22 protein-coding genes are annotated in these 25,415 nt (G+C 37.5%); 20 read left to right on the top strand and 2 right to left on the bottom strand.

Annotated elements, in window-relative coordinates; translation table 11 throughout:
- The first annotated feature begins 159 nt into the window (after window positions 1–159).
- The 3 genes from ACIP9W_RS18215 to ACIP9W_RS18205 all read left to right on the top strand — a co-directional run bounded on the left by ACIP9W_RS18215 (window position 160) and on the right by ACIP9W_RS18205 (window position 4,172).
- Complete coding sequence (locus ACIP9W_RS18215) at window positions 160–1,344, top strand: DHH family phosphoesterase (RefSeq protein WP_400792264.1); 1,185 nt, start codon at window positions 160–162, stop codon at window positions 1,342–1,344.
- Between the two features lie 252 nt (window positions 1,345–1,596).
- Window positions 1,597–2,265 (top strand): vWA domain-containing protein, encoded by a 669-nt coding sequence (locus ACIP9W_RS18210; protein ID WP_400792261.1) that lies wholly within the window; start codon window positions 1,597–1,599, stop codon window positions 2,263–2,265.
- A gap of 620 nt (window positions 2,266–2,885) precedes the next feature.
- Window positions 2,886–4,172, top strand: coding sequence for a glycosyltransferase family 2 protein (locus ACIP9W_RS18205; protein ID WP_400792258.1), 1,287 nt, complete (start codon window positions 2,886–2,888; stop codon window positions 4,170–4,172).
- A 121-nt stretch (window positions 4,173–4,293) separates the two neighbouring features.
- On the opposite strand, the gene ACIP9W_RS18200 is transcribed toward ACIP9W_RS18205, so the two are convergent.
- Window positions 4,294–5,064 carry an SDR family NAD(P)-dependent oxidoreductase gene (locus ACIP9W_RS18200; RefSeq protein ID WP_400792255.1) on the bottom strand — a complete coding sequence of 257 codons (771 nt, stop codon included), beginning with the start codon at window positions 5,062–5,064 and terminating at the stop codon, window positions 4,294–4,296.
- A 154-nt stretch (window positions 5,065–5,218) separates the two neighbouring features.
- On the opposite strand from ACIP9W_RS18200, the gene ACIP9W_RS18195 reads away from it, so the two are divergent.
- From ACIP9W_RS18195 to phoU, 8 genes are all read left to right on the top strand, one after another.
- A complete protein-coding gene (locus ACIP9W_RS18195; protein ID WP_400792252.1) occupies window positions 5,219–5,809 on the top strand; it encodes a TetR/AcrR family transcriptional regulator in 591 nt (196 codons plus the stop codon).
- A 23-nt stretch (window positions 5,810–5,832) separates the two neighbouring features.
- Complete coding sequence (locus ACIP9W_RS18190) at window positions 5,833–6,894, top strand: LLM class flavin-dependent oxidoreductase (RefSeq protein ID WP_400792249.1); 1,062 nt, start codon at window positions 5,833–5,835, stop codon at window positions 6,892–6,894.
- A gap of 166 nt (window positions 6,895–7,060) precedes the next feature.
- Window positions 7,061–9,418 (top strand): polyprenyl synthetase family protein, encoded by a 2,358-nt coding sequence (locus tag ACIP9W_RS18185; RefSeq protein ID WP_400792247.1) that lies wholly within the window; start codon window positions 7,061–7,063, stop codon window positions 9,416–9,418.
- A gap of 993 nt (window positions 9,419–10,411) precedes the next feature.
- Window positions 10,412–11,254: a phosphate ABC transporter substrate-binding protein gene (locus ACIP9W_RS18180; protein ID WP_400792244.1), complete on the top strand. Its 843-nt coding sequence runs from the start codon at window positions 10,412–10,414 to the stop codon at window positions 11,252–11,254.
- A gap of 57 nt (window positions 11,255–11,311) precedes the next feature.
- Window positions 11,312–12,226 carry a phosphate ABC transporter permease subunit PstC gene (gene pstC / locus ACIP9W_RS18175; RefSeq protein ID WP_229677455.1) on the top strand — a complete coding sequence of 305 codons (915 nt, stop codon included), beginning with the start codon at window positions 11,312–11,314 and terminating at the stop codon, window positions 12,224–12,226.
- Window position 12,227: 1 nt separating this feature from the next.
- A complete protein-coding gene (gene pstA / locus ACIP9W_RS18170) occupies window positions 12,228–13,055 on the top strand; it encodes a phosphate ABC transporter permease PstA (RefSeq protein ID WP_282243896.1) in 828 nt (275 codons plus the stop codon).
- Between the two features lie 83 nt (window positions 13,056–13,138).
- Entirely contained in the window at window positions 13,139–13,909 is a 771-nt protein-coding gene (pstB, locus tag ACIP9W_RS18165) for a phosphate ABC transporter ATP-binding protein PstB (protein ID WP_282243895.1), read from the top strand.
- A gap of 12 nt (window positions 13,910–13,921) precedes the next feature.
- Window positions 13,922–14,581, top strand: coding sequence for a phosphate signaling complex protein PhoU (gene phoU / locus ACIP9W_RS18160; protein ID WP_400792239.1), 660 nt, complete (start codon window positions 13,922–13,924; stop codon window positions 14,579–14,581).
- A gap of 64 nt (window positions 14,582–14,645) precedes the next feature.
- Here the strand turns inward: phoU and ACIP9W_RS18155 are convergent, their stop codons facing one another.
- Complete coding sequence (locus ACIP9W_RS18155) at window positions 14,646–15,140, bottom strand: L,D-transpeptidase family protein (protein ID WP_400792398.1); 495 nt, start codon at window positions 15,138–15,140, stop codon at window positions 14,646–14,648.
- 242 nt (window positions 15,141–15,382) lie between these two features.
- On the opposite strand from ACIP9W_RS18155, the gene ACIP9W_RS18150 reads away from it, so the two are divergent.
- The 9 genes from ACIP9W_RS18150 to ACIP9W_RS18110 all read left to right on the top strand — a co-directional run bounded on the left by ACIP9W_RS18150 (window position 15,383) and on the right by ACIP9W_RS18110 (window position 25,408).
- On the top strand, window positions 15,383–15,889 hold the full coding sequence (locus tag ACIP9W_RS18150; protein ID WP_400792236.1) for a YehS family protein: 507 nt from the start codon (window positions 15,383–15,385) through the stop codon (window positions 15,887–15,889).
- Between the two features lie 672 nt (window positions 15,890–16,561).
- On the top strand, window positions 16,562–17,923 hold the full coding sequence (locus ACIP9W_RS18145; RefSeq protein WP_400792233.1) for a sigma-54 interaction domain-containing protein: 1,362 nt from the start codon (window positions 16,562–16,564) through the stop codon (window positions 17,921–17,923).
- Between the two features lie 229 nt (window positions 17,924–18,152).
- On the top strand, window positions 18,153–19,709 hold the full coding sequence (locus ACIP9W_RS18140) for an acyl-CoA synthetase (RefSeq protein ID WP_400792230.1): 1,557 nt from the start codon (window positions 18,153–18,155) through the stop codon (window positions 19,707–19,709).
- A 15-nt stretch (window positions 19,710–19,724) separates the two neighbouring features.
- The gene (locus tag ACIP9W_RS18135) at window positions 19,725–20,516 is read left to right on the top strand and encodes an enoyl-CoA hydratase (protein WP_400792227.1); all 792 of its coding nucleotides are present in this window, start codon (window positions 19,725–19,727) and stop codon (window positions 20,514–20,516) included.
- Window positions 20,517–20,555: 39 nt separating this feature from the next.
- Window positions 20,556–21,911 (top strand): acetyl-CoA carboxylase biotin carboxylase subunit, encoded by a 1,356-nt coding sequence (locus tag ACIP9W_RS18130; RefSeq protein ID WP_400792224.1) that lies wholly within the window; start codon window positions 20,556–20,558, stop codon window positions 21,909–21,911.
- A 13-nt stretch (window positions 21,912–21,924) separates the two neighbouring features.
- Window positions 21,925–22,137 carry an acetyl-CoA carboxylase biotin carboxyl carrier protein subunit gene (locus tag ACIP9W_RS18125; protein WP_282243889.1) on the top strand — a complete coding sequence of 71 codons (213 nt, stop codon included), beginning with the start codon at window positions 21,925–21,927 and terminating at the stop codon, window positions 22,135–22,137.
- A gap of 12 nt (window positions 22,138–22,149) precedes the next feature.
- Window positions 22,150–23,070 (top strand): hydroxymethylglutaryl-CoA lyase, encoded by a 921-nt coding sequence (locus tag ACIP9W_RS18120; protein ID WP_400792221.1) that lies wholly within the window; start codon window positions 22,150–22,152, stop codon window positions 23,068–23,070.
- The gene (locus ACIP9W_RS18115) at window positions 23,063–23,857 is read left to right on the top strand and encodes an enoyl-CoA hydratase (protein ID WP_400792219.1); all 795 of its coding nucleotides are present in this window, start codon (window positions 23,063–23,065) and stop codon (window positions 23,855–23,857) included. Before ACIP9W_RS18120 ends, ACIP9W_RS18115 begins: the two co-directional genes overlap by 8 nt.
- 12 nt (window positions 23,858–23,869) lie before the next feature.
- A complete protein-coding gene (locus ACIP9W_RS18110; protein ID WP_400792216.1) occupies window positions 23,870–25,408 on the top strand; it encodes an acyl-CoA carboxylase subunit beta in 1,539 nt (512 codons plus the stop codon).
- The last annotated feature ends 7 nt before the right edge of the window (window positions 25,409–25,415 follow it).

Here is a 25,415-nt window from a genome sequence, read left to right as displayed (position 1 = left end):
TGAGGGGGCACCTCAGTTTGAGCTAGTTTGGTAAAAGCTTGTGTAGGCTATTAAGTTAATTAAGATATATGGGAATCTGCATGTTATCAATACATGAGGATTCCTTTTTCTTATTATAAATTAATGATGGAAAACCATACTACAATGGAGGTGAAGAGGATGTATAAATTATTGTCCCATAATGATCTAGATGGTGTCGGATGTGGTATTTTAGCCAAACTTGCTTTTGGTAAGAAAGTGAGGGTGCGATATAATTCAATAGGGTCGCTTAATCGGGAAATTGAATTTTTTTTAGAAAATGATCATCCAGAAACGTTTTTATTTATTACTGATTTATCTCCCAATCAAGATAATGAAAAAAAGCTTCATGAGTTTTATCAGAAGAAAGGGAAAGTCCAATTAATTGATCATCACAAAACGGCTATACATTTTAATGAGTATGAGTGGGGCTTTGTGTTAGTGGAGGATGAGGAAGACAAACTTACTTCAGCTACGTCCTTATTTTATCAATATCTCGTTGAGCATAGCTTCTTGGAAGAAAAGGATGCTATTACTGAATTTGTAGAGTTAGTTCGACAGTATGATACTTGGGAGTGGGAAAAGAATGAAAATCATCAAGCTCATTCACTAAATTCACTCTTCTATTTAGTATCTATTGAAGATTTTGAAGAAAAAATGATCGACCGACTTCTTACAAGTGAGCATTTTGATTTTGATGAATTTGAAAAGAAAATGTTGGACATGGAAGAGGATAAAATAGAACGTTATATTCGACGGAAAAAAAGGGAAATCGTACAGTCAAACGCTGGAGATTATATTGCTGGTATTGTTTATGCAGAATCCTATCATTCCGAGCTAGGCAATGAGCTAGGGAAAGAATATCCTCATGTCGATTATATCGCTATATTAAATATGGGAGGAAAACGAATATCGTTGCGAACGATTCATGATCATATAGATGTATCTGAAATTGCAGGATATTTTGGTGGTGGCGGACATCAGAAAGCATCCGGTTGTTCATTAACAGATGAAGCATATAAGCAGTTTGTCTTAGACACCTTTCATTTAGAGCCAATGCAAGAAGACGCGAAAAGAAATCGTTATAATTTGAAGCATTCTTCGTTTGGTTCGCTTTACAAAAATAGAAGGGAGGATATTTTTCTTTTATATCAAGCGAATGAGCAGCACTGGTTGATTAAAAAAAATAAAACCTTAATGGAGCAAATCTTTACCAGTTTTGAAGAAAGCGAGCAATTTCTTAAACGAAATTATGAAGCATGGTTAGTAAGAGATGACCAGTTTGTCGAGTATTTAATGAATGAAGTAAAACATGATAAGTATTAATACATGTTACTATCCATCCACTTAATTGAACTAGAAAATATTTAATTTATTCCTGAGATCTAAATAGATTTCAGGATTTTTTTGGTTTGACAGGTAGTCGATGAAATGAATTACGAGTAGTCCAAACAGTTCTCTCGTTCATATTATGATAAACTAAAACAAGATTAATAGATGTAATATTCATAATAATTCCAAAAGAAAGAAGCCCATGTAAATATTTGTTTTAAGAAAAATAGAAGGAGGAAATTTAATATGTCATCTATATCATTAAGGAAAGAGAAAGTAGGCATTATTCTTGAAAAGAAAAAGCTAGCGAATGAAAAGGCGAGAGTTGGCTTGGTTTTAGATATATCAGGCTCGATGAGAAGCTTGTATAAAAGTGGGGAAGTACAAAAGGTGGTAGAACGTGTACTAGCGGTAGCAAGTCAATTCGATGATGACGGTGCATTAGACGTTTGGGTGTATGACAATGAATTTTCACGTCTTCCGGCAGCAACGGAAAAGAACTTTGAAGGATACGTCGATCTATATATATTAAACAATGAATCAGTGCATAAATTCGGCAGAAACGATGAACCAAAAGTTATGGAGGACGTTATTCAAAAATATATTAGAGAAGATTCAAGTGAGAATCCAGTATTCCTTGTATTTATCAATGATGGAGGATGTAAGCCAGGGATAAAAAAACCAATCGTGCAATCATCAGACAAACCGATATTCTGGCAATTCATCGGAGTGGGGGATTCTAATTTTGACGTATTAAAAAAATTGGATGCAATGGAAGGTCGTTTCATTGATAATGCAAATTTCTTTCACATTTTAGAAGTAGAAAAAATGTCTGATGATGATCTGTATAATGAATTGCTAAATGAGTTCCCGATGTGGCTGAAGGAGGCTAGGGAAAAAAGGGTACTGAAATAATCGCATACTTAGGTTTTCCTAGTGAGAAATGGTATTCAGAGAGATTTTAATAAACTCTCGGATACCTTTTTTCTATTAACAATGTACTAGAATGCTTCGTTCCTTCCTGCATACAATAATTCTCCTTCGCTATCCAACGCCTCATAACATTGCTGCCTCTTCATTAACTAATCTACTTGACACATCCCCAGGTTCTTCTTCAAGCAAATGCAAATTGAATGGGAGGACAATGACTAGTTTTTGCTTTTTATGATAACACTGTCATTAATATCTTTCGTTATCTCTTAGAGCGTGACCTGTTTCGAGAATAATGTATTCTACCCATAAACTAAATACTGAACGTTCTGCAAATTGTTTATAAAATGAAGTAGTCGGGTATATCATACTAGCTTCTAGATTTTACAGTAACATCAATTTTAGAATCGGGGATTTAACAAATAAATACTAAAAGTTTACGAAGACTTAACATAGTCTTCATTCGATATGTAAATTGATGTAATATACTTATTTTTTAAAGGGTAGTCAAATAAGATTGACGCCTTTTGAATATGCATAAATTTACGGAAAGAAGCCGAAAAAAGTTAAAAATAAAATGATAACACCATTGGGGGGATCGGCTTTTGGGATCGCAGCTATTAAATTTTATTAATGATTTTAATTTGTTTATGTTTCTATTATTTGCATTAATGTATTCCTATCAGATTGTATACATGTTTGTTGCATTTAAGACTAAAAAAAATAAAAAACCTATGCTCGAGAATAATCATCCTAACAAATATGCGGTAATCATCGCAGCTCGAAATGAAGAACTCGTTATTGGACAATTGATCAAAAGCATAAAGAACCAGAAATACCCTATTGATTTGATTGATATTTTTGTTGTAGCAGACAACTGTACTGACAACACAGCCAAAGTTGCAGAAAGAGCCGGGGCAATCGTTAGAGAACGCTTCAATAAGGTTCATGTTGGAAAGGGATATGCTCTTGACTATATGATCAAAGTCATCGAAAGCGAATATTCAGCCAAAGAATATAAAGGATATTTTGTGTTTGATGCCGACAATCTCCTAGATGAGAACTATATAAAAGAGATGAACAAAACTTTCAATAAAGGATATAGAGTAATTACCAGCTATAGAAACTCTAAAAACTATGACCAAAATTGGATTTCTGCAGGATATGCACTTTGGTTCCTACATGAAGCTGAATATCTCAATCTCCCAAGGATGGTTCTTAACTCTAGTTGTGCAGTTTCTGGAACTGGATTTCTAGTACATGCAAATTTGATCAAAGAAAATGGAGGATGGATTCACCATCTGCTTACAGAAGACATTGAGTTTTCTGTTTCTCAGATTATTAAAGGGGAAAAGTTTGGATACTGTAGAAACGCTATGTTCTATGATGAGCAACCAGTCACTTTTGAACAGTCTTGGCATCAGAGATTACGGTGGGCAAAAGGGTTTTACCAAGTCTTTGCTAAATATGGAAGTGGTCTGATACGAAATATGTTTCTAGGAAGACTTAACAAATTTTCTTGCTTTGATATGACGATGACGATTATGCCTGCCATGCTCATTTCCAGTGTCAGTATGATGGTGAATGGATCATTTTACTTAGCTGGTATACTGGGGGTGTTTGACGGAAAAGAGATTATCCATACAACGACCAAGGTTTTCTTAAACTCCTTTGTTTGGTATTATGGAATACTGTTTACACTTGGATTCATTACAACTGTGACGGAATGGAAAAAGATTCATTGTTCGGCATGGAAAAAAATTGCTTATACTTTCACTTTTCCATTCTTTATGTTTACGTATATTCCAATTTCTATCGTTGCACTTTTTAAGAAAGTTGAATGGAAACCAATTGCTCACACAGTAGTGAAATCCATTGACGAGGTACGATAATATTTACATTTCGTTCGATGAGCTACTCATATAAATCAGTAATTGAATATTCACCCTAAAATAACCCTGATTGCTAGTCGTGAAACTAACAATTGGGGTTACTCTCATTTTATAGATATTATTAGCGAGATGTATATCCTGCATCTGCGTGAATAGTAGTGCCTGTCACATAACTAGATGCATCGGAAGCTAACCATAGAGAAGCTTGCGCAATTTCCTCTGGTTGTCCAAAACGATTTAATAAGCTAAGTTGTGGAGCATAATCTTCTTCCGTAAATCCAAATTGTTCTAATGCTCCTCGAAGCATTGGTGTGTCAATTGCGCCTGGAGCAACAGAGTTAACACGAATCTTATGTGGACCATTTTCCATTGCAGCTACTTTCGTCATACCAACAACTGCATGTTTCGCTGCAACGTATGCAATGTTTTTAGGTTGCGGGCGGAAGCCACTCACAGATGAAATATTAATAATCGATCCGCCTTCACCTTGTGCAAGCATTTGCTGTAACTCATATTTTAAGCAGAGTGCTGTACCAGTTAAATCGATTGAAATTAATTTATTGAAGTAATCTTCATCAAAATCAGCGGCTAATTTGTCATCTGGTGTAAGCGCAGCATTGTTTACAGCTACATCTAGACGTCCATATGTTGCAACTGTTTCTTTAATCATATTTTGTACTAATTCAGAGTTTGAAATATCTACTTTAACGAAGGTAGCTTCTCCACCATTTGCTTTAATCTCTTCTACAACTTCGCGACCTTTTTCTTCGTTAAAGTCGGCTACAACTACTTTTGCCTTTGCTTCTGCGAACAATTTAGCAGTTGCTTTCCCCATTCCCATTGCAGCACCTGTGATAATAGCAACTTTACCTTCTAATACTGGAAATGTCATATTTATTCCTCCTATAATACATATTTGTGTTATAAGTTCATTGTATATCTTAAAATAGAATAAACAATAAACAGCAGTTATAGCATTGTGCAATATTGAACAAACTGTCTGAATTTGTACGATAAAATTTAAATAATCATTAGGAGTAAAAGGTATGCATGAATACGTAGACAAGCGTGTACAACGTTCCAAAACAGCTCTGAAAGAAACGTTAGTGAAATTATTAAAGGATAAGGATTTTCTTCAAATTACTGTCTCGGAAATTGTAAAAGCTGCTAATTACAATCGAGGAACATTTTATTCACATTATGCTTCAAAGGAAGAGTTACTTGATGAGATTATTCAAGATACTTTAGAAGAAATGACGCGGCATATTCGTAAACCATATAAGAATCATGATAAAGTGAATATGAGAGAAATGAAGGCAGAGAACATTACTTTATTTCATTATTTTAAGAACAATCAAGAACTCTTTCATACGTTGCTTAGTGAAAATATACATTTAGATTTTCGGTATAAGCTAGCGAAACAAATTGAAAAGCTATTTTTAGCAGAGTATCAATATGAGTTTTCTGAAGAGACTAAATTGGAACAAAAATGGTTGTACGTTTATAGAGCCAATGGGGTAGCAGCAGTTATTTTACGTTGGATTGAAGATGGTTTTCAAGAATCCCCAGTATATATGGCAGAGCAGATCATTGCTTTGATGATTACTGGAACTGATATTTTTTATGTGAAAGATTAGTAAGTAAAAGGGAGAGAAGTCATATGGAAATCGGAATTACAACATTTGTAGAAACGACGCCAGATGTGGAAACAGGAAAAGTATCTAGTCATGCCGAACGTATTCGCGAAGTAGTAGAGGAAATTGTATTGGCCGATCAAGTTGGATTAGATGTATTTGGTGTGGGTGAACATCATCGGAAAGATTACGCTGCTTCTGCGCCTGCCGTCATACTAGCTGCAGCAGCATCTCAAACAAGCCGTATTAGATTGACAAGTGCGGTAACAGTTTTGTCCTCGGACGATCCAGTGCGAGTATTCCAAGAATTTGCGACGTTAGATGCGATTTCAAATGGTCGTGCAGAGATTATGGCTGGACGTGGCTCTTTTATCGAATCTTTTCCTCTGTTTGGATATGATTTAAAAGATTATGATGAATTATACAATGAGAAACTAGATTTATTGTTGAAAATACGAGATTCAGAAATGATTACTTGGAGCGGAGAGCATCGAGCGCCGATTCAAAATCGAGGCGTGTATCCACGACCTGTACAGAATCCTCTACCGGTTTGGATTGCTAGTGGTGGAACTCCACAATCTGTTGCTCGTGCAGGTGTTCTAGGATTACCGCTAGTTCTAGCTATTATAGGTGGTAGTCCACTTCAGTTCGCACCACTTGTGCAACTTTATAAGAATGCGGCGGAGCAGGCAGGACACGACGTTTCAAAGCTGACGGTTGCGTCGCACTCACATGGATTCGTTGGAGAAAGTACCGAAAGTGCAGCAGATAAATTTTTCCCATCGACCCAAGCTGCTATGAATGTTTTAGGTAGAGAACGCGGATGGGGTCCTTATACTCGTGCGACGTTTGATAATGCCCGTAGCCTAGAAGGAGCTTTATATGTAGGAGATGCGCAAACGGTCGCTGAAAAAATTATTTTTCTTCGTAAGAACGTGGGTATCACACGCTTTATGCTTCATGTACCGGTAGGATCAATGCCTCATCATGAAGTTTTAAAAGCAATCGAACTTCTTGGGAAAGAAGTGGCACCATTAGTTCGAAGTGAAATAGAGCGATGGGAAGCAGAAGAGCAAAGAATGTCTTAAGTTGAAATAATAAATGATAAGGGCTTGATTCTATTGAAATGGAGTCAGGCCTTGCATTTTTATATATAAAAAAGGAATTCTGAGATTCTTAAAAGAATAGATTGTTAATTAGCAACTATTTTTCTAGATAGTTAAGTGAGAACATAAAGTGAAGGTGTGTTGTGGAATGATCAAGGAATTATTAATAAATGCCGATACCTGCTATCGGCAGGCGGAGCAAAAAGCTGAACACTATTTTAAATCACTTTATGAGCAAGTGGAGCAAAAGATTTATGTCTCAACTTTAACAGAAGATATTCGATTGTGGAAACGCAATCATATTCATTATTATTCCTTGTTTTCACGCGGAAAAAGAAAACCTGATCCTCGTCAGTATCATCCTTATATACAATGGCTAAATTATACAGGCAAACTTGATAATTACCTCGATCGAAGCATTTCCTATATTTTTATGCGTGATTTAGGCAAATCGCTTGATTCACCTGATACACTAAACAGAATTAAAAGCATAGTAGATAATTTAAAGATTGACCTTACTACAGAAAATAAAAACAAGGCATTTAGTATGGCAGGACTGTATCGCCTTGCCCAAAAAGAAGGTGTTGAATCGGGACTGATTTGGGTACTAAACAAGTTAAAGACCGTATCCGAGAACATTCCTGAAGGGATGGATGCTGAGCAAGCCCAGAGAAAGCTTATTAAAATAATTGCCGGTGTAATTATGCAAGAAATAGAAGAGATGAACGAGGATACGAGCTCTGAGGAACGTACTAGAAGACTTGATAAGGCTATTAGGCTTGGCTACTCATATGGACTAACTTATCCATTTATTGATGATCTTCTCGATGCGAAGATATTATCGGATGTAGAGGAAAAACAATATACGGATCTAATACGTACCACTCTTACAACTGGGATTGTCCCAGAATTTGGTGAGTGGATTGGGAACAATGTAGAATTAATGAAGTATATACATTCGGAACTTCGAGATGCCTTTGACTTTATAAGTGCTCATCAGCAACAAGAGACAAAAATAGGTTTTTTTGAGCAATCCTATGTGTTTTTTCATTCCCAGGAAGTAGACCGAGTAAAGGATTTATCCAACGCAAATTATACGAATGAAGAGCTTTATATACCTGTCATATTAAAATCTTCCTCTTCCCGATTAATTGTTCGTTCAGTAATCGGTGCTTCTGAAGATAAGGAATTGGATAGCCGAACATTCTTTTATGGCATTTATAATCAGCTTGCGGATGATTTTGCTGATATGTTTGATGATTTGAAGGATGGTGCGGTAACTCCCTATACCTATTATTTGAAATATCACGAGACACGTTCGGATCTTATCAATCCATTTGAATTGTACTGGACGGTTATTTCTAATTTGATTCATAATGTGTATAACTCAGATAGAAAGACTTGTGAGGTTATATTGGACCGAGCTATAAATGGACTAAAACGTTATAAAGAACGAGTAGGGACTAAAAGATACAACGAAGTGATGGGGATATTTGCTGGTGGAAACCCTACATTCAATAAGCTTATTCAAAATATGGTCCGAAAAGCAGATGATGTAGATTTCTTCGATAAGCTGCTGCGCGATCACATGATTACTATTTTGAAAAATGAACGAATAGAAAAAGAAGAATTTATAAATACGATCAAAAGCTTACGCCATGAAATAAATGACATGCTAAATATTCCTAAAAAGGAAAACATATTTATAACGGAAGACCAAATTATCGATGGTGCCAATTATAGTCTAGATGGGGAAGGGAAGCGTTTAAGACCAATACTGGCTTTGTTAATGGGTGTAAACGCTTATGGATTAAATAGATCAGCAATCGAGCCGCTATTAAAATCACTAGAATATATGCATACTGCATCCTTAATATTTGACGATCTGCCATCGCAGGATAATGCTTCCACACGTAGAGGACGTCGAACACTCCATGAGATGCAAAGCGTTGCCGTTGCTGAATTAACTGGTCTATTTCTTACCCAAAAGGCTGTAGAGGAGCAAGCCTCTCTCCAACAGTTCGATTCGAGTACTGTACTAAAACTCATAAAATATTCAGCCAATACTACTGCAAATATGTGTAGAGGACAAACGATGGACTTGGAATCCAAAGGGAAGCAATTGACACTGGAGCAGCTGAATATGATGTGCTTTTATAAGACAGGAATAGGCTTCGAAGCTTCGTTGATCATGCCAGCAATTCTTGCAAAGGCAAATGAAGGGGAAATGGATGCTCTGAAAAAATTTGCCCGTCATGCAGGTATTGCTTTTCAGATAAAGGATGATCTCCTAGACGTAGATGGCGATACTAGCATACTCGGAAAACCAGTTGGCCAAGACGCGGAAAACAATAATTCTACTTTCGTATCGATACTGGGGCAGGAAGATGCAGAAAAAGAGTTGTGGGAAAATTATTGTCTAGCTATGGAAGCTTTACAAGAAGTACCTCGTAATGTACCATTTTTAAAACATTTATTGGACTATATAATAAATCGTGATCATTAAGAGAAAAGTAAAACGTTAAAAGCTCGAAAATTCAACTTTGAATTTTCGAGCTTTTTTATTGGTTGGAAAACTAGACAGGTGGATTACTTTTTTCGAGTAGTAGCATAAGGAACGGCATGTTTTAAATTAATCGTGGTATAGATAAAATGCAGCGTAGAAAGTTCTATTAAGTGACCGCTATGATTTCTTGTTTATTCAGTATCGGCTTGCTAAAAACCCAACTATTAAACAGTTTCTCAACTGGGTAAATCCAATAAATGGTGGACTGCGACAATATCCACTGTGACTGCGATAAAAAGCCTCTGAATACGACAAAGCCCACAAAGTCGATGCTTTTTGTAAAGCAATCCCCAATAATGCGCCATTATTCTCTGCGTCTCACTCCAAGTGAACTTGTTTTATGAAAAATTGGTTGCTCTCAGGGGTAATTTGCTTGTTTTCAGACTGCCTCTAGTTGCTCTCCACAGTCTTTTGGTTGCTCTCAGGATAGGTCTGGTTGCTTTCACTGTTGTTTGGTTGCTCTTATCCATTTTCTGGAGATACTTATTCTGCTACTACTTAAATTGGAGGGATTTAGTACGGCTCGTCGCTCGCCCGCGGAAAGCGAAGCGCCGCCGTGCCAAATTCCTAGTGGTCACCTAATAAAATTTCTTATGTCGCAGTTCCCCTGTAGTATGTGTTATTCCATTTTATACTTCCCATTAGCTAAATTGCGCAGAAGAGGGTTGCTTTAGCGATTTTTTTTCGTGTTGTGCTTAATAGTTAGAACGCTTTTGTGAATAAGTGGAAATTCATATATGAAGGATTTAAACTCATCCTAATATATCTATCGTTCACAAAATTTTAAAAATACTTAACATTAAACAAGTTGTTTTTAATAAAATTTACAAAACCTTTACAAATAACAGGAACAAAATTTACACTGTGCATTTATTCTACTATTAGACAAAAAACGACATAGAAAGTTTTTAACCTATTTCTTGGAGGTATGAAATGATCAAGTGGAAACATACAAAAATGGCGTTAGTAATAGTTGCTATACTCACAATCCTATCAGCATGTTCAAATGATGATAATGGTTCAAAAGGGTCAGACAATGGAAGCGGTGCTACAGTATCTATTTCAGGATCCACATCTGTAGGACCACTAGCTGAGAAATTAGCAGCGAAATACTCAGAGACAGATAATACAAATATTGAGATAAATCAAATTGGTTCTTCTGCCGGAATCACCAATGCAATTAGTGGAGTGTCGGAAATAGGCATGTCCTCCCGAGATTTAAAAGAAGAGGAAATAGCAAGTGGTTTGAATGAAGTTGTTATTGCTTATGATGGCATTGTAGTAGTAACTCATCCAACTAATAAAGTGAAAGATCTTACGATGGAGCAAGTTAAACAGATTTTTACAGGTGAAGTAACGAATTGGAGTGAACTAGGCGGAGATGACATGGAAATCGTAGTTGTCTCTCGTGAGGATGGATCAGGTTCGCGTGATGCATTCCAAGAAATCGTTGACTATAGCTCGGGTGAATTAATCAGAAACGCGATTATCGCAAGTGGGAATGGAAATATTAAAACAACCGTTGCGAACAATAAACATGCTGTTGGTTTCATTTCATTTGAATATATAGATGAAACAATTTCAACCATTGATATTAATGGGGTAGAAGCGAATGCAGAGAATGTTTTGCAAGAAAAATACAGCTTATCTAGACCTTTCTTGTTTGTCTATAAAGAAGGACAATTAACAGACGCTGGACAACGATTTATAGATTTTATCTTAAGTGAAGACGGACAGCTCATTGCAGAAGAAGCCGGAGCTATCCCAGTAAAATAAAACACAATTAAAAGGAAGACAACAACATAATTTTTGACTTAAATTTGGAGGTATAAGGTGTCTATCCCAACAACTAACAAGCAAACCGTAGAAATCGGCAAAGCAAATAAAAGGAAGTATATGCTAGAGAAGCTATCTTCAAGGATTTTCTTGATTTGTGCACTTCTCTCTGTAATAACTTTATTGTTAATCATTGGATTTGTATTTTATAAAGGAGCTCATCCTTTTGTAGCTGAGGGCTATAGTTTTATAAACTTTATATTTGGTACTGACTGGGTACCGAGTGAAGATAAATTCGGTATATTCCCAATGATTGTTGCATCCATTTTTGCAACAATTGGAGCATTAATTATTGGCGTTCCTATTGGTTTATTTACAGCTATTTTCTTGGCGGAAATTGCCTCTAAAAGATTAGCCAAAATTATTTCACCGGCAATTCAATTGCTAGCAGGTATCCCATCCGTATTATATGGTGTGTTTGGACTTGCGATCATCGTTCCATTTTTACAAAATACGTTTGGTTTAGTGAAAGGGCAAAGCTTGATAGCTGTGATTCTTGTGTTAGCGATTATGATGTTACCAACTATTGTGACTGTAGCAGAGACAGCAATTCGAGCAGTACCCCAAACATATCGTGAAGGATCGTATGCTTTAGGAGTATCACAAATTGGGACCATCTTTAAAGTTATTGTACCAGCAGCCAAATCAGGTATTATGACAGCAATCGTACTAGGTTTAGGCCGAGCAATAGGGGAAACGATGGCAGTAATCTTAGTAGCCGGAAATAGTTTAATCGTTCCAACCAGCCTAACGGACAGTGTTCGCCCACTAACGACAAACATCGCATTAGAAATGGGTTATGCGTTTGGTACACATCAAGAAATGTTATTTGCAACAGGAATTGTTTTATTCTCATTTATATTGATTTTGAATTTTGTGCTAGCAAAAATAAGTGCAAAGGGAGGCAACTAAGATGAGACATTTCAAAGATAGCTTATTACGAGCGCTATTATGGTTATCAGCATTCTTATCGGTTGCCATCCTCGTAATGATCGTTGGATTTATCTTTTACAAGGGAATTGGTTTGATAAGCTTTGATTTCATCTTTGGAGATTATTCACCATCTGGTGATGGTGGTATTTGGCCAATGATTATTACAACTATATATACAGTCGTTATTTCATTAGTCATTGCAACACCTATAGGGATATTAGCAGCTGTTTATTTGCAGGAATATGCTAAACAAGGGCGATTAGTTAGACTAATACGCTTTGCAACAGAAAGTTTAACAGGAATTCCTTCTATCATTTATGGTTTGTTTGGAGCTGTATTCTTTGTAACGACGTTAAAATTAGGAATGTCGATACTAGCAGCTTCCTTAACCTTAACGATTATCGTATTACCAGTAATCATTCGAACCACAGAGGAAGCATTAAAAACAGTGCCACGTTCCTATCGTGAAGGTTCCTTAGCGCTTGGAACAACAAAGCTACAAACATTATATAAAGTAATTTTACCGAGTTCTATGCCCGGAATCTTATCCGGTATTATCCTTTCTGTTGGACGAATTGTGGGAGAATCAGCTGCAATATTCTTAACTGCTGGGACAGTAGCAGCTATGCCAGAAAGCATTCTATCATCAGCTAGAACACTAACCGTTCATTCTTATTTAGTAACACAAGAGTCTGGGGATATTGAGCTTGCGGCAGCAGTTGGTATTGTCTTAATCGTAATAATTTTAGCGATCAATCTTTCAGCAACGTATATCTCGAAAAAATTTAACAAAGCAACTAATAAATAAGCGTATGTTAAAGGATAATTGAGTCTTTAGATCATGTTGTGCTAGTGACCAAAAAAATTCAAGTAGGGAAGGTATTATAGCAGATGGAGCAACGTAAAGAAGGTACATCGATAATTAATGTAAGAGATTTAAATTTATTTTATGGCGAGAAACAAGCTTTATTTGGAGTCGACCTTGCTATCCTAGAAAAAGAGGTAACTGCTTTAATCGGTCCTTCAGGTTGTGGTAAATCGACTTTTTTACGCACATTAAATCGGATGAATGATTTAATAGATGGTGTGAAAATTACAGGTGATATCATCATTGACCACGAAGATATTTATAAAACGAATGATGTGATCAAACTACGTACAAAAGTGGGAATGGTATTTCAAAAACCTAATTTATTCCCAATGAGTATTTATGACAATGTTGCCTACGGACCAAGAATGCAAGGCATTAAAAATAAAAAAGAATTAAATAAAATTGTGGAAGAGAGTCTACGCAGTGCAGCGATTTGGGATGAAGTACAAGATCGTCTTAAAACATCAGCGCTAGGTTTGTCAGGCGGACAGCAGCAACGTGTGTGTATTGCTCGTGCTATTGCGATGAAGCCAGATATTATATTAATGGACGAGCCTACATCGGCATTAGACCCAATTTCTACGTTAAAAATAGAAGAACTAATAACTAATATGAAAAAAGATTACACGATTGTTATAGTTACGCATAACATGCAGCAAGCAGCAAGAGTATCCGATAAAACAGCCTTTTTCTTAAATGGAGAGGTTATTGAATATGATGATACCGATAATATTTTCTCTACACCACAAGATCAACGAACTGAAGATTATGTAACAGGCCGATTTGGATAATGGAGGTAGCAAATGGGAGTCCGTGTAAACTTCGAGAATAATTTAGAGGAATTAAAAAGCAAAATCACTGAAATGGGTGAACTATCAGTTGTTGCTCTGGAAAGAGCTTTTACTGCCTTAAAAACACAAGACGTGGAGATTGCATTAAAAGTTATTGAGGGAGATACAACTATTGATAATCTAGAAATGGATATTAATCAGTTCGCCATATGGCTTATGGCTAAAGAAGCTCCTGTTTCAAGAGATTTGCGTGAAATTATTGGTGTACTAAAAATTTCATCTGAAATTGAACGGGTTGCGGATTTTGCAGTGAACATTGCGAAAGCAACTATTAAGATTGGTAATACAACATCTTTACTGGAGATTACGCATCTAGAGAAGATGAAAGATATATCGATTGAGATGCTCCGAAAAGCACTACAATCTTTTTTAGAGGAAAATATCCTCTATGCAAAAGAAGTTGGTGACTTAGAGGAGGAAGTGGATCAATATAGTGGCGAAACATATAAGAAGCTGACCAATTATCTAAGTGACCATCCCGAAGAAACCAATCAGCTTGTACAATTATTATTTGTTAATCGCTTTCTTGAAAGAACGGCAGACCATATAACGAATATTGCTGAAAGCACGGCATATTTGATTAAAGGTCAAATATACGATTTTAACTCCTAGGACTTAGGAAACTGAATAAAAACTGGAGGAGAAGATGAATCATTTTCTCCTCCAGTTTTTTATATTATGGCCGGATAGAAACCGGAGTTCCTATTGGAATAATACGTGCTAATTCCTCCACGTCTTTATTGTGCATGCGAATACAACCACGTGAGACTGCTTTACCAATGGAACTAGGATCATTGGTGCCGTGGATGCCGTAGTGCTCTTTTGATAAACTCATCCACATTGTGCCGAATGGTCCACCAGGATTAGGCGCTTTATTTATAATGATAAAATCTCCTACAGGTGTATTGTATACTATTCTTCCAACAGCAATTGGGTACTCTTTTTGTAAAATACCATCTCTTAGTAATCGTAGTCGACGATTGTTTATGGAAACCTCTATACGATATGGAAGCGTATTTGGGTCTGGATAGCCAGGTATAACAATGGATTGACCAATGAAAAGTACATTCGGATTTATGGATGGATTAGCACTAATGATTTTGGATAGAGGTGTACGATAGTCTCTGGCTATTTGACTCAGTGTTTCACCTCGTTGAACAGTATGAATCAGAATAAACACCTCCGTTATTATTAGTTGAAGTAATACAGTATATGCTAATTATCAAAAGTGCTTCATCTGTAAAGGGTGGAGTTCAGTTACTGTAGGAGGAAGAACTGCCCGCTGATTGCAGTATTCATGTTTCAGCTGTTTTAATAGCTGTATTTACAGTTTCTCTGCTATAATTTATTAACTAACAACTCAGCAAGTAACACAACATGAGATGGCTGGTCATAATAGTAGGAGGCTTTTAAATGGATAATAACGATATATTAATACGACTAAGGTATGCATTAGATATAAAAGACAAAGAAATGATGGAGATTTTTAATCTTGGTGGTATAGAAGTATCGAAAGAAGAACTATCAAAAATACTGACAAAATCAAAAGATGAATTCTATGATGACATAGATGTGGAAGAAACCGATGATCAAATAAAATGTACGCATAAGATGTTGGATTCCTTTTTAAATGGTTTTATTACTTTTAAACGAGGTAAACAAGACCCAAAACCTGGTCAACCTGAAAATCCTGCACCTCCCGAAAGAAGCGCTAATAACATGCTACTTAAGAAATTGAAAGTAGCATTACAATTAACAACCGAAGATATGATAGAAATATTAGATGAAGGTGGCATTATCGTAACAAAAGGGGAGCTAGGAGCTATTTTACGTAAAGAAGGACATCGAAATTATAAAGTGTGCGGTGATAATTTTGCGCGCAAATTTTTAAGAGGACTAGCTGTGAAACATCGAGAATAAGCAAGCGGAAAAACAGGTAAGATTAATAATCTTTATCCTGTTTTTTTATGTTCTATGGAAGAAAAAGTTTAAATTGTGTTGCTTGTCCAATATTTTTCTCAGAATAAGAGATCATTGTTTCATTGAGTGTATTATAGGAAGAATGTGTGCCAGTCAAAGACTTTACCGTAAAGGGAAACTGTGCGATAGTCATCGGCGTCTCACTCCAAGTAAACTTGTTTTATGAAAAATTGGTTGCTCTCAGGGGTAATTTGGTTGCTTTCAGACTGCCTCTAGTTGCTCTCAACAGTCATTTGGTTGCTCTCAGGCTAGGACTGGTTGCTTTCACTGCTGTTTGGTTGCCCTTATCCATTTTCTGGAGATACTTATTCTACTACTACATAATTGGAGGGATTTAGTGCGGTGGCACGAGCCCCAGCAGTCGCTTGCGACGAAGCCGCTCGTCGCCCGCCCGTGGAAAGCGAAGCGCCGCCGTGCCAAATTCCTAGTGGTCACCTAATAAAATTTCTTACTTCGCAGTTTCCCTATATTGAATGAACTCTCCATCTACAATGGCAGTTTTTTTATTAAAGTTTCTCCAAACTAAAAATGAAGCACCTGTTTCTTGAAAATTCCGTTATCATATAAGGTAGGGGTATGTAAGGGGATAAGCGGGAGAAAGGGGAAATAAATATGGTATCTGGACAATTGTTCAATCATAAATTACTCGATGTCGTATTTGAAAATGCAAACTATGGGACAATCATTATCGATAATAATGGAAAAATACAATATATTAGTAACAAGTATTGCGAGTTTTTGGAAGTGAAAAGAGAAGACTTGATAGGGGGATATATTGTTGATTATATTGAAAATACAAGATTACACCTTGTTGTTCAAACAGGAAAATCAGAAATGGGAGATCTACAGTTTCTAAGAGGAAGCTTTGTCATTACAAATCGTATTCCAATTTTCGATGACAAAGAAATTATCGGTGCAATAGGAACCATTATTTTTAGAGATTTAGATGATTGGAAGAAAATGAATAGCCATATTAAAGACTTATTAGCACGAAATAATTTGTATACACCCGACGGCGATCAAGGAAATGGGGCAAGATATTCTTTACATGATTTGATCGGGGACTCGCAAGCGATGAATGAATTAAAAGCGCGTGTGAAAAGAGTTGCTGGTGGAGATATTTCTGTATTGATAAGGGGCGAAAGTGGGACTGGGAAGGAAATAATCGCACAAAGTATTCATCAACTGAGTCCTCGTAGTACTAAACCATTTGTTAGTGTGAATTGTGGGTCTATTCCAGAGCATCTAATCGAGTCGGAACTGTTCGGCTATGAAGAGGGTGCCTTTACGGGTGCTAAAAAGGGTGGAAAAGTAGGGAAGTTTCAAAGTGCAGAAGGTGGAACTATTTTTCTAGATGAAATTGGAGACATGCCCCAGCATATGCAAGTCAAATTACTAAGAGTCTTGCAGGAGAGAGAATATGAACCTGTAGGAGCAGCAAACCCAAAAAAGGTGAATGTTCGTGTGATTGCGGCAACTAATCGACCATTAGAAAAAATGATGGAAAATAGGGAATTTCGAGAAGACCTATATTATAGGATAAACGCAATTCAATTAGTCAGTCCTCCCTTAAGGGAAAGAACAGAGGATATCCCGATTCTAATCCATCATTTTTTTGAAAGATCGAAAGCACGGATTGGCAAACGAGTCAATTCCATACATGATGATGTCTACGCTCTTCTAAACAAATATGAATGGCCTGGAAACATAAGAGAATTGGAGAATGTAATAGATGCAGGTGTACATTTAGCAAACGAGAATATATTGGAAATCGAAGACCTGCCGGAATATATTAAAAGAGATTCGGGAAAAAACAAAAAGAAAACGTTAAAAGAAATAATAGAAGAAACGGAAAAAAAAGAAATAGAAAAAATGCTAACGACCTGTAAATTCGATAAAAATATGGCGGCGGAAGCGCTTGGAATTAGCAATTCGACCATATACGAGAAGATAAAAAAATATAATATTATTTAAATATATAAAATCCAGGATATCGGAATAGCCTCCGATATCCTGGATTTTTTTCTTTTACCTACTTATTGAGCTGTATCAGTCAAAAGAAAAAAGCGTCTTCCGAGATTTCGGAAAAAATAGATGGTGACAAGTTTATTATATAGAGAGTAATGCCTTGAAAGTTCTTGATTTTCAAACTTGGCATGAATCTTGCTTATATAGAGAGGAGAAACGAAAGGAGGAATTTTCATTGGACGTTGGACTTATTACTAGGAAAATGGCAAATGTGTTAAATGACAATCATCAAGAAAAAATAGCAATACAAGAAGAAATGGGAAAAGCTTGGACGTATAAAGAGCTTCATACAATATCAAATGCATATGCAAATAAGCTTATTGAATTAGGAGTCCAAAAAGGAGATCGAGTTGGCGTATTGCTATACAATTGCCTAGAATATTTCGCTGTATATTTTGCTGTTGCGAAAATCGGGGCAATTGCAGTTCGTCTTAATTTCCGACTTTCGAGTGCAGAACTGGAATATGCATTAAAGGATTCCGAAACGAAAATATTATGCTTCCATTCCAATTTGGCAAATGAACTGGAGGAGATTCGCCCACATGTTTCCGTTGAACAGTACATATGCCTGGAAAATGAGGATGCCATAATTCCGGATTGGTCTAAACCTTGGAGCCTATTGGCAAGTGGCGTGGTGGATGAAGTACCAGATAATAATATTAAATTGAGTGATCCAGTCATGCTGATGTATACGTCAGGTACAACTGGTAGACCAAAAGGCGCTATTTGGACACATGATATGACACTTTGGTTTTCCTCTATGCAATCGTTGAAATGGAAGTTTACGGGACAGGAAATTGGCATGACGACAGGCCCACTTTATCATGTAGGTGCGATGGAAGACATAGGACTTCCCATACTTTTGATGGGTGGAACACTGATCATTACAAAAAGCCAAGGATTTCAAATTGGAAGAATCCTATCGGTCATTGAACAGGAAAATGTGACCGATTGCTTCTTATTCCCATTTATGATTTACGAAATGTTGAATTATGATGGCTTAGATTCCTATCAATTGAAAAACCTAAAAACTATTTACACAGGTGGCGATCCATTATTGCCATCTGCACTAGAGCAATTAAAAAAGAAATACCCGAATGTTGGGGTTGTTCAAGTATATGGATTGACGGAAGGCACTCCAATCGCAGCGTCCCTTGATCCACAGGATGCTTTTACTAAAGGACAAACAGTTGGAAAACCAATGCCACTTACCGAGATAAGCATCTTGGATGATGATGGGCTCCCATTACCAGTAGGTGAAATAGGGGAAATTGCTATTAAAAGTCCTGCTGTTTCAGTAGGGTATTGGCGAAAACCGGAAGCGACAATGGAGACGTTTGTAAATGGTTGGTGTAAAACAGGCGATTTAGGAGTATTCGATCAAGAGGGTTACTTAAAGATTGCAGGTAGAAAGAAAGATATGATTCGAAGTGGTGGGGAAAATATTTACTCCGCTGAAATTGAAGATGTTTTATACCGTCATGAGGAGATAAAGGAAGTTTCTATCATTGGTGTTCCCGACGCAAAATTCATCGAAGCTGTTTGTGCTGTTGTTGTGAAAAAGGAAGGATCGAACTTAACAGAAGAGGACGTAATCAATCATTGTGTGAATAATTTAGCAAGCTATAAAAAGCCTAGAAAAGTTATTTTCGTCGATGAATTACCAAGAACGCCTTCCGGCAAAATACAAAAATTTGTTTTGAGACAAGATTATAGTGAAGTGAAAATATAGGGCGGGGCGAGAAGAATGCAAAAGGTTCAAGTAGTTTCATGGTCGTTACAACAGAATATTGCACAAATTGTTATCGATAATCCACCTGTGAATGTCTTAAGCGCGGATGTTATTGAACAATTGAATACAATCGTAGATGAAATCGAAAAAGAATCTAAAGTGAAGGTAGTAGTTTTAACAGGTGCAGGAGAAAAAGCATTTGTTGCTGGTGGGGATATTAAAGGATTTCCAGAATGGATTGGAAAAGGAGTCGAAGTAGCAAAGCAAAAATCACTTTGGCTTCAAGAACCGCTGAATAAAATCGAACAGCTAACTCATCCGACCATTGTAGCCATTAATGGCCTAGCGTTAGGTGGAGGCTGCGAACTAGCGTTAAGCTGTGATATCCGCGTTGCGGAGGAACATGTAGAGATCGGTCTTCCAGAAGTTAAATTGGGATTATTTCCGGGGGCTGGTGGAACGCAAAGGCTACCGCGCTTAATAGGCAAAGCAAGAGCGAAAGAAATGATTTTCACTGGCGAATCTATATCAGCAGCAGAGGCAGAAAGAATTGGACTAGTGAATCATGTAGTTCCAAAGGGAAAATCGTTAGAAAAAGCACTGGAGATTGCAAGTAAAATTTGTAACCATTCTTCTATTCCAGTTTCTTTCGCGAAGCATTCGATTGATGAGGGTTATGAACAACCACTTAATGAAGGACTAGTTATTGAAGCTAGCTATTTTGGTCATGTTTTTCAAACGGAAGATGTTCAAGAAGGCGTGGAAGCTTTTATTCAAAAAAGGAAACCTAATTTTCAAGATCAATAAGAGTTTTTATAAAGACTTTTTAAAGAAGGAGCGAGATATATGTTTTCTAAAATATTAATTGCCAATCGTGGAGAAATTGCTTTAAGAGTTATCCGAACTTGTAAAAACCTTGGTATTCAAACAGTTGCCATCTATTCAGAAGCGGATGCTGACTCTTTGTTTGTTCGACAAGCTGATGAAGCGTACTGCGTTGGAAAACCACCGGTCAATCAAAGTTATTTGAATATCGACGAAATTATTCGTATCGCAAAAGAAAGTGGAGCAGAGGCTGTGCATCCAGGCTACGGACTTTTATCAGAAAACGCAGGATTTGCGCGTAGATGTGTAGAGGCGGGGCTTGTATTTATCGGACCTTCCTCGGATATTATCGCTTCCATGGGAAGTAAAATCGAGGCACGTAAAATGATGAAAGAAGCTGGTGTACCGGTTGTTGAAGGTATTGATACTGCTTTAGACAATGAAGAGCAAGCAAAAGAAGCAGGAAAAAAAATCGGCTATCCACTTATGCTTAAGGCATCTGCTGGAGGCGGTGGAATCGGAATGCAACTCGTTAATTCTGAGGAAGAGTTAGTAAAAGCTTTCGAAGGAAATAAAAAACGAGCAGAATCGTTTTTCGGCGATGGAACAATGTTCTTAGAAAAATATATCGCGGAACCTCATCATATTGAAGTACAAATATTAGCCGACACGCATGGAAATGTCATTCCACTTTGGGAAAGAGAATGCTCCATCCAACGTCGAAACCAAAAAGTGGTGGAAGAAGCACCTTCTCCATTTATCAGTGAAGAAACACGACAAAAAATGCTCGATGCAGCTGTCCAAGCAGCAAAACATATCGGATATTCCAATGCGGGGACGATTGAGTTTTTAGTGGATCGTGAGCAAAATTTCTACTTCTTAGAGATGAATACAAGACTACAAGTAGAGCACCCAGTTACAGAAGAAATCACGGGACTCGACCTAGTAGAACAACAGTTGAAAGTAGCGTATGGAGAACGTTTGTCTATTAAACGAGAAGACGTCGAGCGAAAAGGACATGCGATTGAAGTGCGTATCTATGCAGAAGATCCTAAAACATTTTTCCCTTCACCTGGCAAGATAACAGCGTTTCAGTTGCCGCAAGGAGAAGGTGTCCGTAACGAATGTGCGATAGAAGCTGGCTCACAAGTGACGCCATTCTACGATCCAATGATTGGCAAACTAATCACCTGGGGAGAAACTCGTAGTGAGGCATGCGCCAGAATGAAAGAAGCACTTGAGAATTACAAAGTAGAAGGTATTAAAACGAATATCCCAATGCTTATTGAAACAGTCAGCCACGAACAATTTTTAAGCGGTTATACAACAACTGATTTTGTAAATAAATATTATTTAGCTGAAAAAGCAACCAACTAAGGAGGAAATGAATATGACAAACATCGTAGCAAGTATGGCAGGTAGTGTATGGAAAGTATTAGTGGCAGAAGGGGAAGAAGTAAAAGAAGGGCAAGATGTAGTAATTCTTGAATCAATGAAAATGGAAATTCCAATTGCAGCTGAGACAACTGGCGTTGTAAAGAAAATTCATATTAATGAAGGCGATTTTGTTAATGATGACGATGTATTACTTGAGGTTGAATAGGAGGTTAAATCTTTGAAACTACCAAAAAGTGTAAAGATAAAAGAAGTTGGACCAAGAGACGGGTTACAAAATGAAAAACAAACTATTTCAACAGAAGATAAAATTACTTGGATTGACTCACTATCTAAAACGGGTCTGTCCTATATTGAAGTGAGCTCTTTTGTCCATCCGAAATGGATTCCGCAGTTAGCAGACGCATCGGAAGTACTTGGGAAAATTCAGCGGGAAAAAGGGGTCACGTATGCGGCCCTTGTTCCTAACATAAGAGGACTTGAGCGTGCATTAGAAGCAAATGTAGATGAAGTGAGCGTCTTCATGTCAGCAAGTGAAGCGCATAATAAAAATAATATTAACAAATCGATAGAAGAAACGTACCCAATTTTAAGCGAAGTAGTTAAGGAAGCAAAAGCAGCAGGAAAAACGGTAAGAGGTTATGTATCTACAGTGATAGGTTGTCCATATGAAGGACCAGTAGCGGCTTCACAAGTTAGGAAAGTGAGCGATCATTTATTTTCCATGGGAATAGATGAACTTTCGTTAGGTGACACAATCGGCGTTGGCGTGCCAAATCAAGTAGAACGTTTGCTAGAGGAACTACTCCCACATTTTGAAGCTAGCAAGCTAGCTATGCATTTCCATGATACAAGAGGGACTGCTCTTGCAAATATTGTGAAATCACTTGAAATGGGAATCACTATTTTTGATAGTGCGCTTGGTGGATTAGGAGGCTGTCCTTACGCCAAAGGAGCATCTGGAAATGTGGCGACCGAGGATTTATTGTATATGCTCCATGAGATGGGAATTGAAACTGGAATCGATATAAATGCGGTAATGAAATCTGCCAAGCTTATTGAAAAAGTAAGAGGGCAAAAGCTGAATAGTCGCCAAATTGATATTTTGAATGCGGAAGAAGGGGCTGTTTGCAATGGTTGAAAACGTATTAACTAATGTACAAGTAGAAAAGCGCAGCGATGGAATAGCAATTATCACTTTAAATCGAACAGATGCAGCAAATGCTTTATCAAAGCAGATGCTTCATGATTTGAAAACGGTTGCTAATGAGTTAAGAAATAATCGGGAAGTCCGTGTCATCATTTTAACCGGTGCCGGAGAAAAAGCTTTTTGCGCCGGTGCTGATTTAAAAGAGCGAAAGACAATGTCAGAAAATGAAGTTAGACAAGCTGTTCGATCTATAGGAGCTGTAGTAAACGAAGTTGCTGCACTTCCACAACCGGTTATCGCTGCTCTAAATGGAGTAGCGTTTGGAGGTGGGCTTGAATTAGCTTTGGCATGTGATATCCGTATTGGAGCCCTAGAAACAAAAGTAGGCTTAACGGAAACTTCCTTAGGTATTATTCCTGGAGCAGGAGGAACACAGCGTTTACCTCGTTTAATCGGTCTTGGAAAGGCAAAAGAACTCATTTATAGCGCCAAGAGACTGACAGCTGAGGAAGCAGAAGCACTTGGGATACTAGAATATGTAGTCCCTCGTGAAAATTTACTAGACAAAGCGCTCGAAATAGCTACATCGATGGCGAAAAATGCCCCACTTGCATTAATTCAAGCAAAAACAGCCATAAATAATGGAATCGAAGTAGACCTTAACACGGGACTAAAAATAGAAGAACTTGCATACAACGAATTGCTGCCAACGGAAGATAGATTAGAAGGTTTACGTGCATTTGCAGAAAAACGCGCACCGCAATATACGGGCAAATAAGGAGGAAACAACATGACATCGACAGTTTCACAAACAGATTATCAAATCAAAAAAGATGCCATCTTGCAAGGTGGACAGGAAAAGTATCATAAAAAAAATCAAGAACAGGCGAAAATGTTTGTTCGTGATAGATTGAATTTGCTGTTTGATGATGGCTTAAAAGCAGAAGATGGGATGTTTGCGAATTTATTAGCGGATGATCTTCCAGCAGATGGAGTAGTTACTGGGATTGGTAAAATTCATGGCCGTACGGTTTGCGTGATGGCTAATGATTCTACTATTAAAGCAGGTTCTTGGGGACAACGTACTGTAGAAAAAATTATCCGCATTCAAGAAACAGCTGTAAAGCTACGCTGTCCAATGTTGTATCTTGTTGACTCTGCTGGTGCTCGCATAACAGATCAATTAGAAATGTTCCCTGGTCGTAGAGGAGCGGGACGAATTTTCTACAACCAAGTTAAAATGTCAGGTAAAGTTCCACAAATTTGTCTTCTATTTGGACCATCGGCGGCTGGCGGAGCATATATTCCTGCATTCTGTGACGTCGTTGTAATGGTGGATGGCAATGCTTCCATGTATTTAGGCTCACCTCGTATGGCAGAAATGGTTATCGGTGAAAAAGTGTCTCTTGAAGAAATGGGCGGAGCGAAAATGCATTGTTCCGTTTCTGGATGTGGAGACGTCCTCGTTCCAAGTGAAGAAGAAGCGATCGCGTACGCTCGAAAATATTTAACGTATTTTCCGGAAAACTATACGGAAAAACCAGCTAAAGCAGAAGCGAAAGAACCAGCTTTCTTTGAAAAAAGTATAGAGCAGTTAATACCGAAAAACCAAAATGCGCCATTTGATATGTATCAACTGATCGAACGTCTTATCGACGAAGATTCTATGTGTGAAATTAAGAAGCTTTTTGCCCCTGAACTGATCACTTGTCTAGGGCGGATCAATGGACAACCTGTAGGAATTATTGCAAACCAACCACGTGTTAAAGGCGGGGTATTATTCCATGATAGTGCAGATAAAGCTGCCAAATTCATTAATCTTTGCGATGCTTATCATATTCCACTACTATTCCTTGCAGACGTACCGGGCTTCATGATTGGAACGAATGTAGAAAGAGCAGGGATCATTAGACATGGTGCAAAAATGATTTCGGCAATGAGTGAAGCGACTGTTCCTAAAATGACAGTAATCGTACGCAAAGCTTATGGTGCTGGGTTATATGCAATGGCAGGTCCAGCATTTGAACCGGATTGCTGTATTGCACTTCCAACAGCTTCCATTGCGGTAATGGGACCAGAAGCTGCAGTAAACGCAGTATATGCAAACAAAATTGCTTCTCTTCCAGAAGAAGAGAGAGCTGCTTTCATTGCTGAAAAGCGTGAAGAATATCGCGAGGACATTGATATTTATCGTCTAGCATCTGATTTAATTATTGACGATGTGGTGGAGCCGAATCGTTTACGTGAAGAACTTGCATCACGTTTAGACGTTTACATGTCTAAGTATTTAGTTTTCACTGATCGCAAGCACGGGGTGTATCCAGTTTAACTTGGCC

It is taken from the genome of Psychrobacillus sp. NPDC093180 (assembly GCF_044754065.1).
Taxonomy (GTDB): Bacteria; Bacillota; Bacilli; order Bacillales_A; family Planococcaceae; genus Psychrobacillus.
The sequence above is the reverse complement of the archived record's forward strand: the minus strand, read 5'-3'. Positions and strand labels throughout refer to the sequence as shown.

Excerpts from the sequence above, each read along its gene's own strand:
- ACIP9W_RS18200 (WP_400792255.1), bottom strand. The coding sequence starts at position 5,064 with ATGACATTTCCAGTATTAGAAGGTAAAGTTGCTATTATCACAGGTGCT.
- ACIP9W_RS18195 (WP_400792252.1), top strand. The coding sequence starts at position 5,219 with ATGCATGAATACGTAGACAAGCGTGTACAACGTTCCAAAACAGCTCTG.
- ACIP9W_RS18125 (WP_282243889.1), top strand. The coding sequence starts at position 21,925 with ATGACAAACATCGTAGCAAGTATGGCAGGTAGTGTATGGAAAGTATTA.
- ACIP9W_RS18130 (WP_400792224.1), top strand. The coding sequence starts at position 20,556 with ATGTTTTCTAAAATATTAATTGCCAATCGTGGAGAAATTGCTTTAAGA.
- ACIP9W_RS18115 (WP_400792219.1), top strand. The coding sequence starts at position 23,063 with ATGGTTGAAAACGTATTAACTAATGTACAAGTAGAAAAGCGCAGCGAT.
- ACIP9W_RS18110 (WP_400792216.1), top strand. The coding sequence starts at position 23,870 with ATGACATCGACAGTTTCACAAACAGATTATCAAATCAAAAAAGATGCC.
- ACIP9W_RS18150 (WP_400792236.1), top strand. The coding sequence starts at position 15,383 with ATGGATAATAACGATATATTAATACGACTAAGGTATGCATTAGATATA.
- phoU (WP_400792239.1), top strand. The coding sequence starts at position 13,922 with ATGGGAGTCCGTGTAAACTTCGAGAATAATTTAGAGGAATTAAAAAGC.
- ACIP9W_RS18180 (WP_400792244.1), top strand. The coding sequence starts at position 10,412 with ATGATCAAGTGGAAACATACAAAAATGGCGTTAGTAATAGTTGCTATA.
- ACIP9W_RS18215 (WP_400792264.1), top strand. The coding sequence starts at position 160 with ATGTATAAATTATTGTCCCATAATGATCTAGATGGTGTCGGATGTGGT.
- pstB (WP_282243895.1), top strand. The coding sequence starts at position 13,139 with ATGGAGCAACGTAAAGAAGGTACATCGATAATTAATGTAAGAGATTTA.
- ACIP9W_RS18210 (WP_400792261.1), top strand. The coding sequence starts at position 1,597 with ATGTCATCTATATCATTAAGGAAAGAGAAAGTAGGCATTATTCTTGAA.
- ACIP9W_RS18145 (WP_400792233.1), top strand. The coding sequence starts at position 16,562 with ATGGTATCTGGACAATTGTTCAATCATAAATTACTCGATGTCGTATTT.
- ACIP9W_RS18135 (WP_400792227.1), top strand. The coding sequence starts at position 19,725 with ATGCAAAAGGTTCAAGTAGTTTCATGGTCGTTACAACAGAATATTGCA.
- ACIP9W_RS18190 (WP_400792249.1), top strand. The coding sequence starts at position 5,833 with ATGGAAATCGGAATTACAACATTTGTAGAAACGACGCCAGATGTGGAA.
- pstA (WP_282243896.1), top strand. The coding sequence starts at position 12,228 with ATGAGACATTTCAAAGATAGCTTATTACGAGCGCTATTATGGTTATCA.
- ACIP9W_RS18185 (WP_400792247.1), top strand. The coding sequence starts at position 7,061 with ATGATCAAGGAATTATTAATAAATGCCGATACCTGCTATCGGCAGGCG.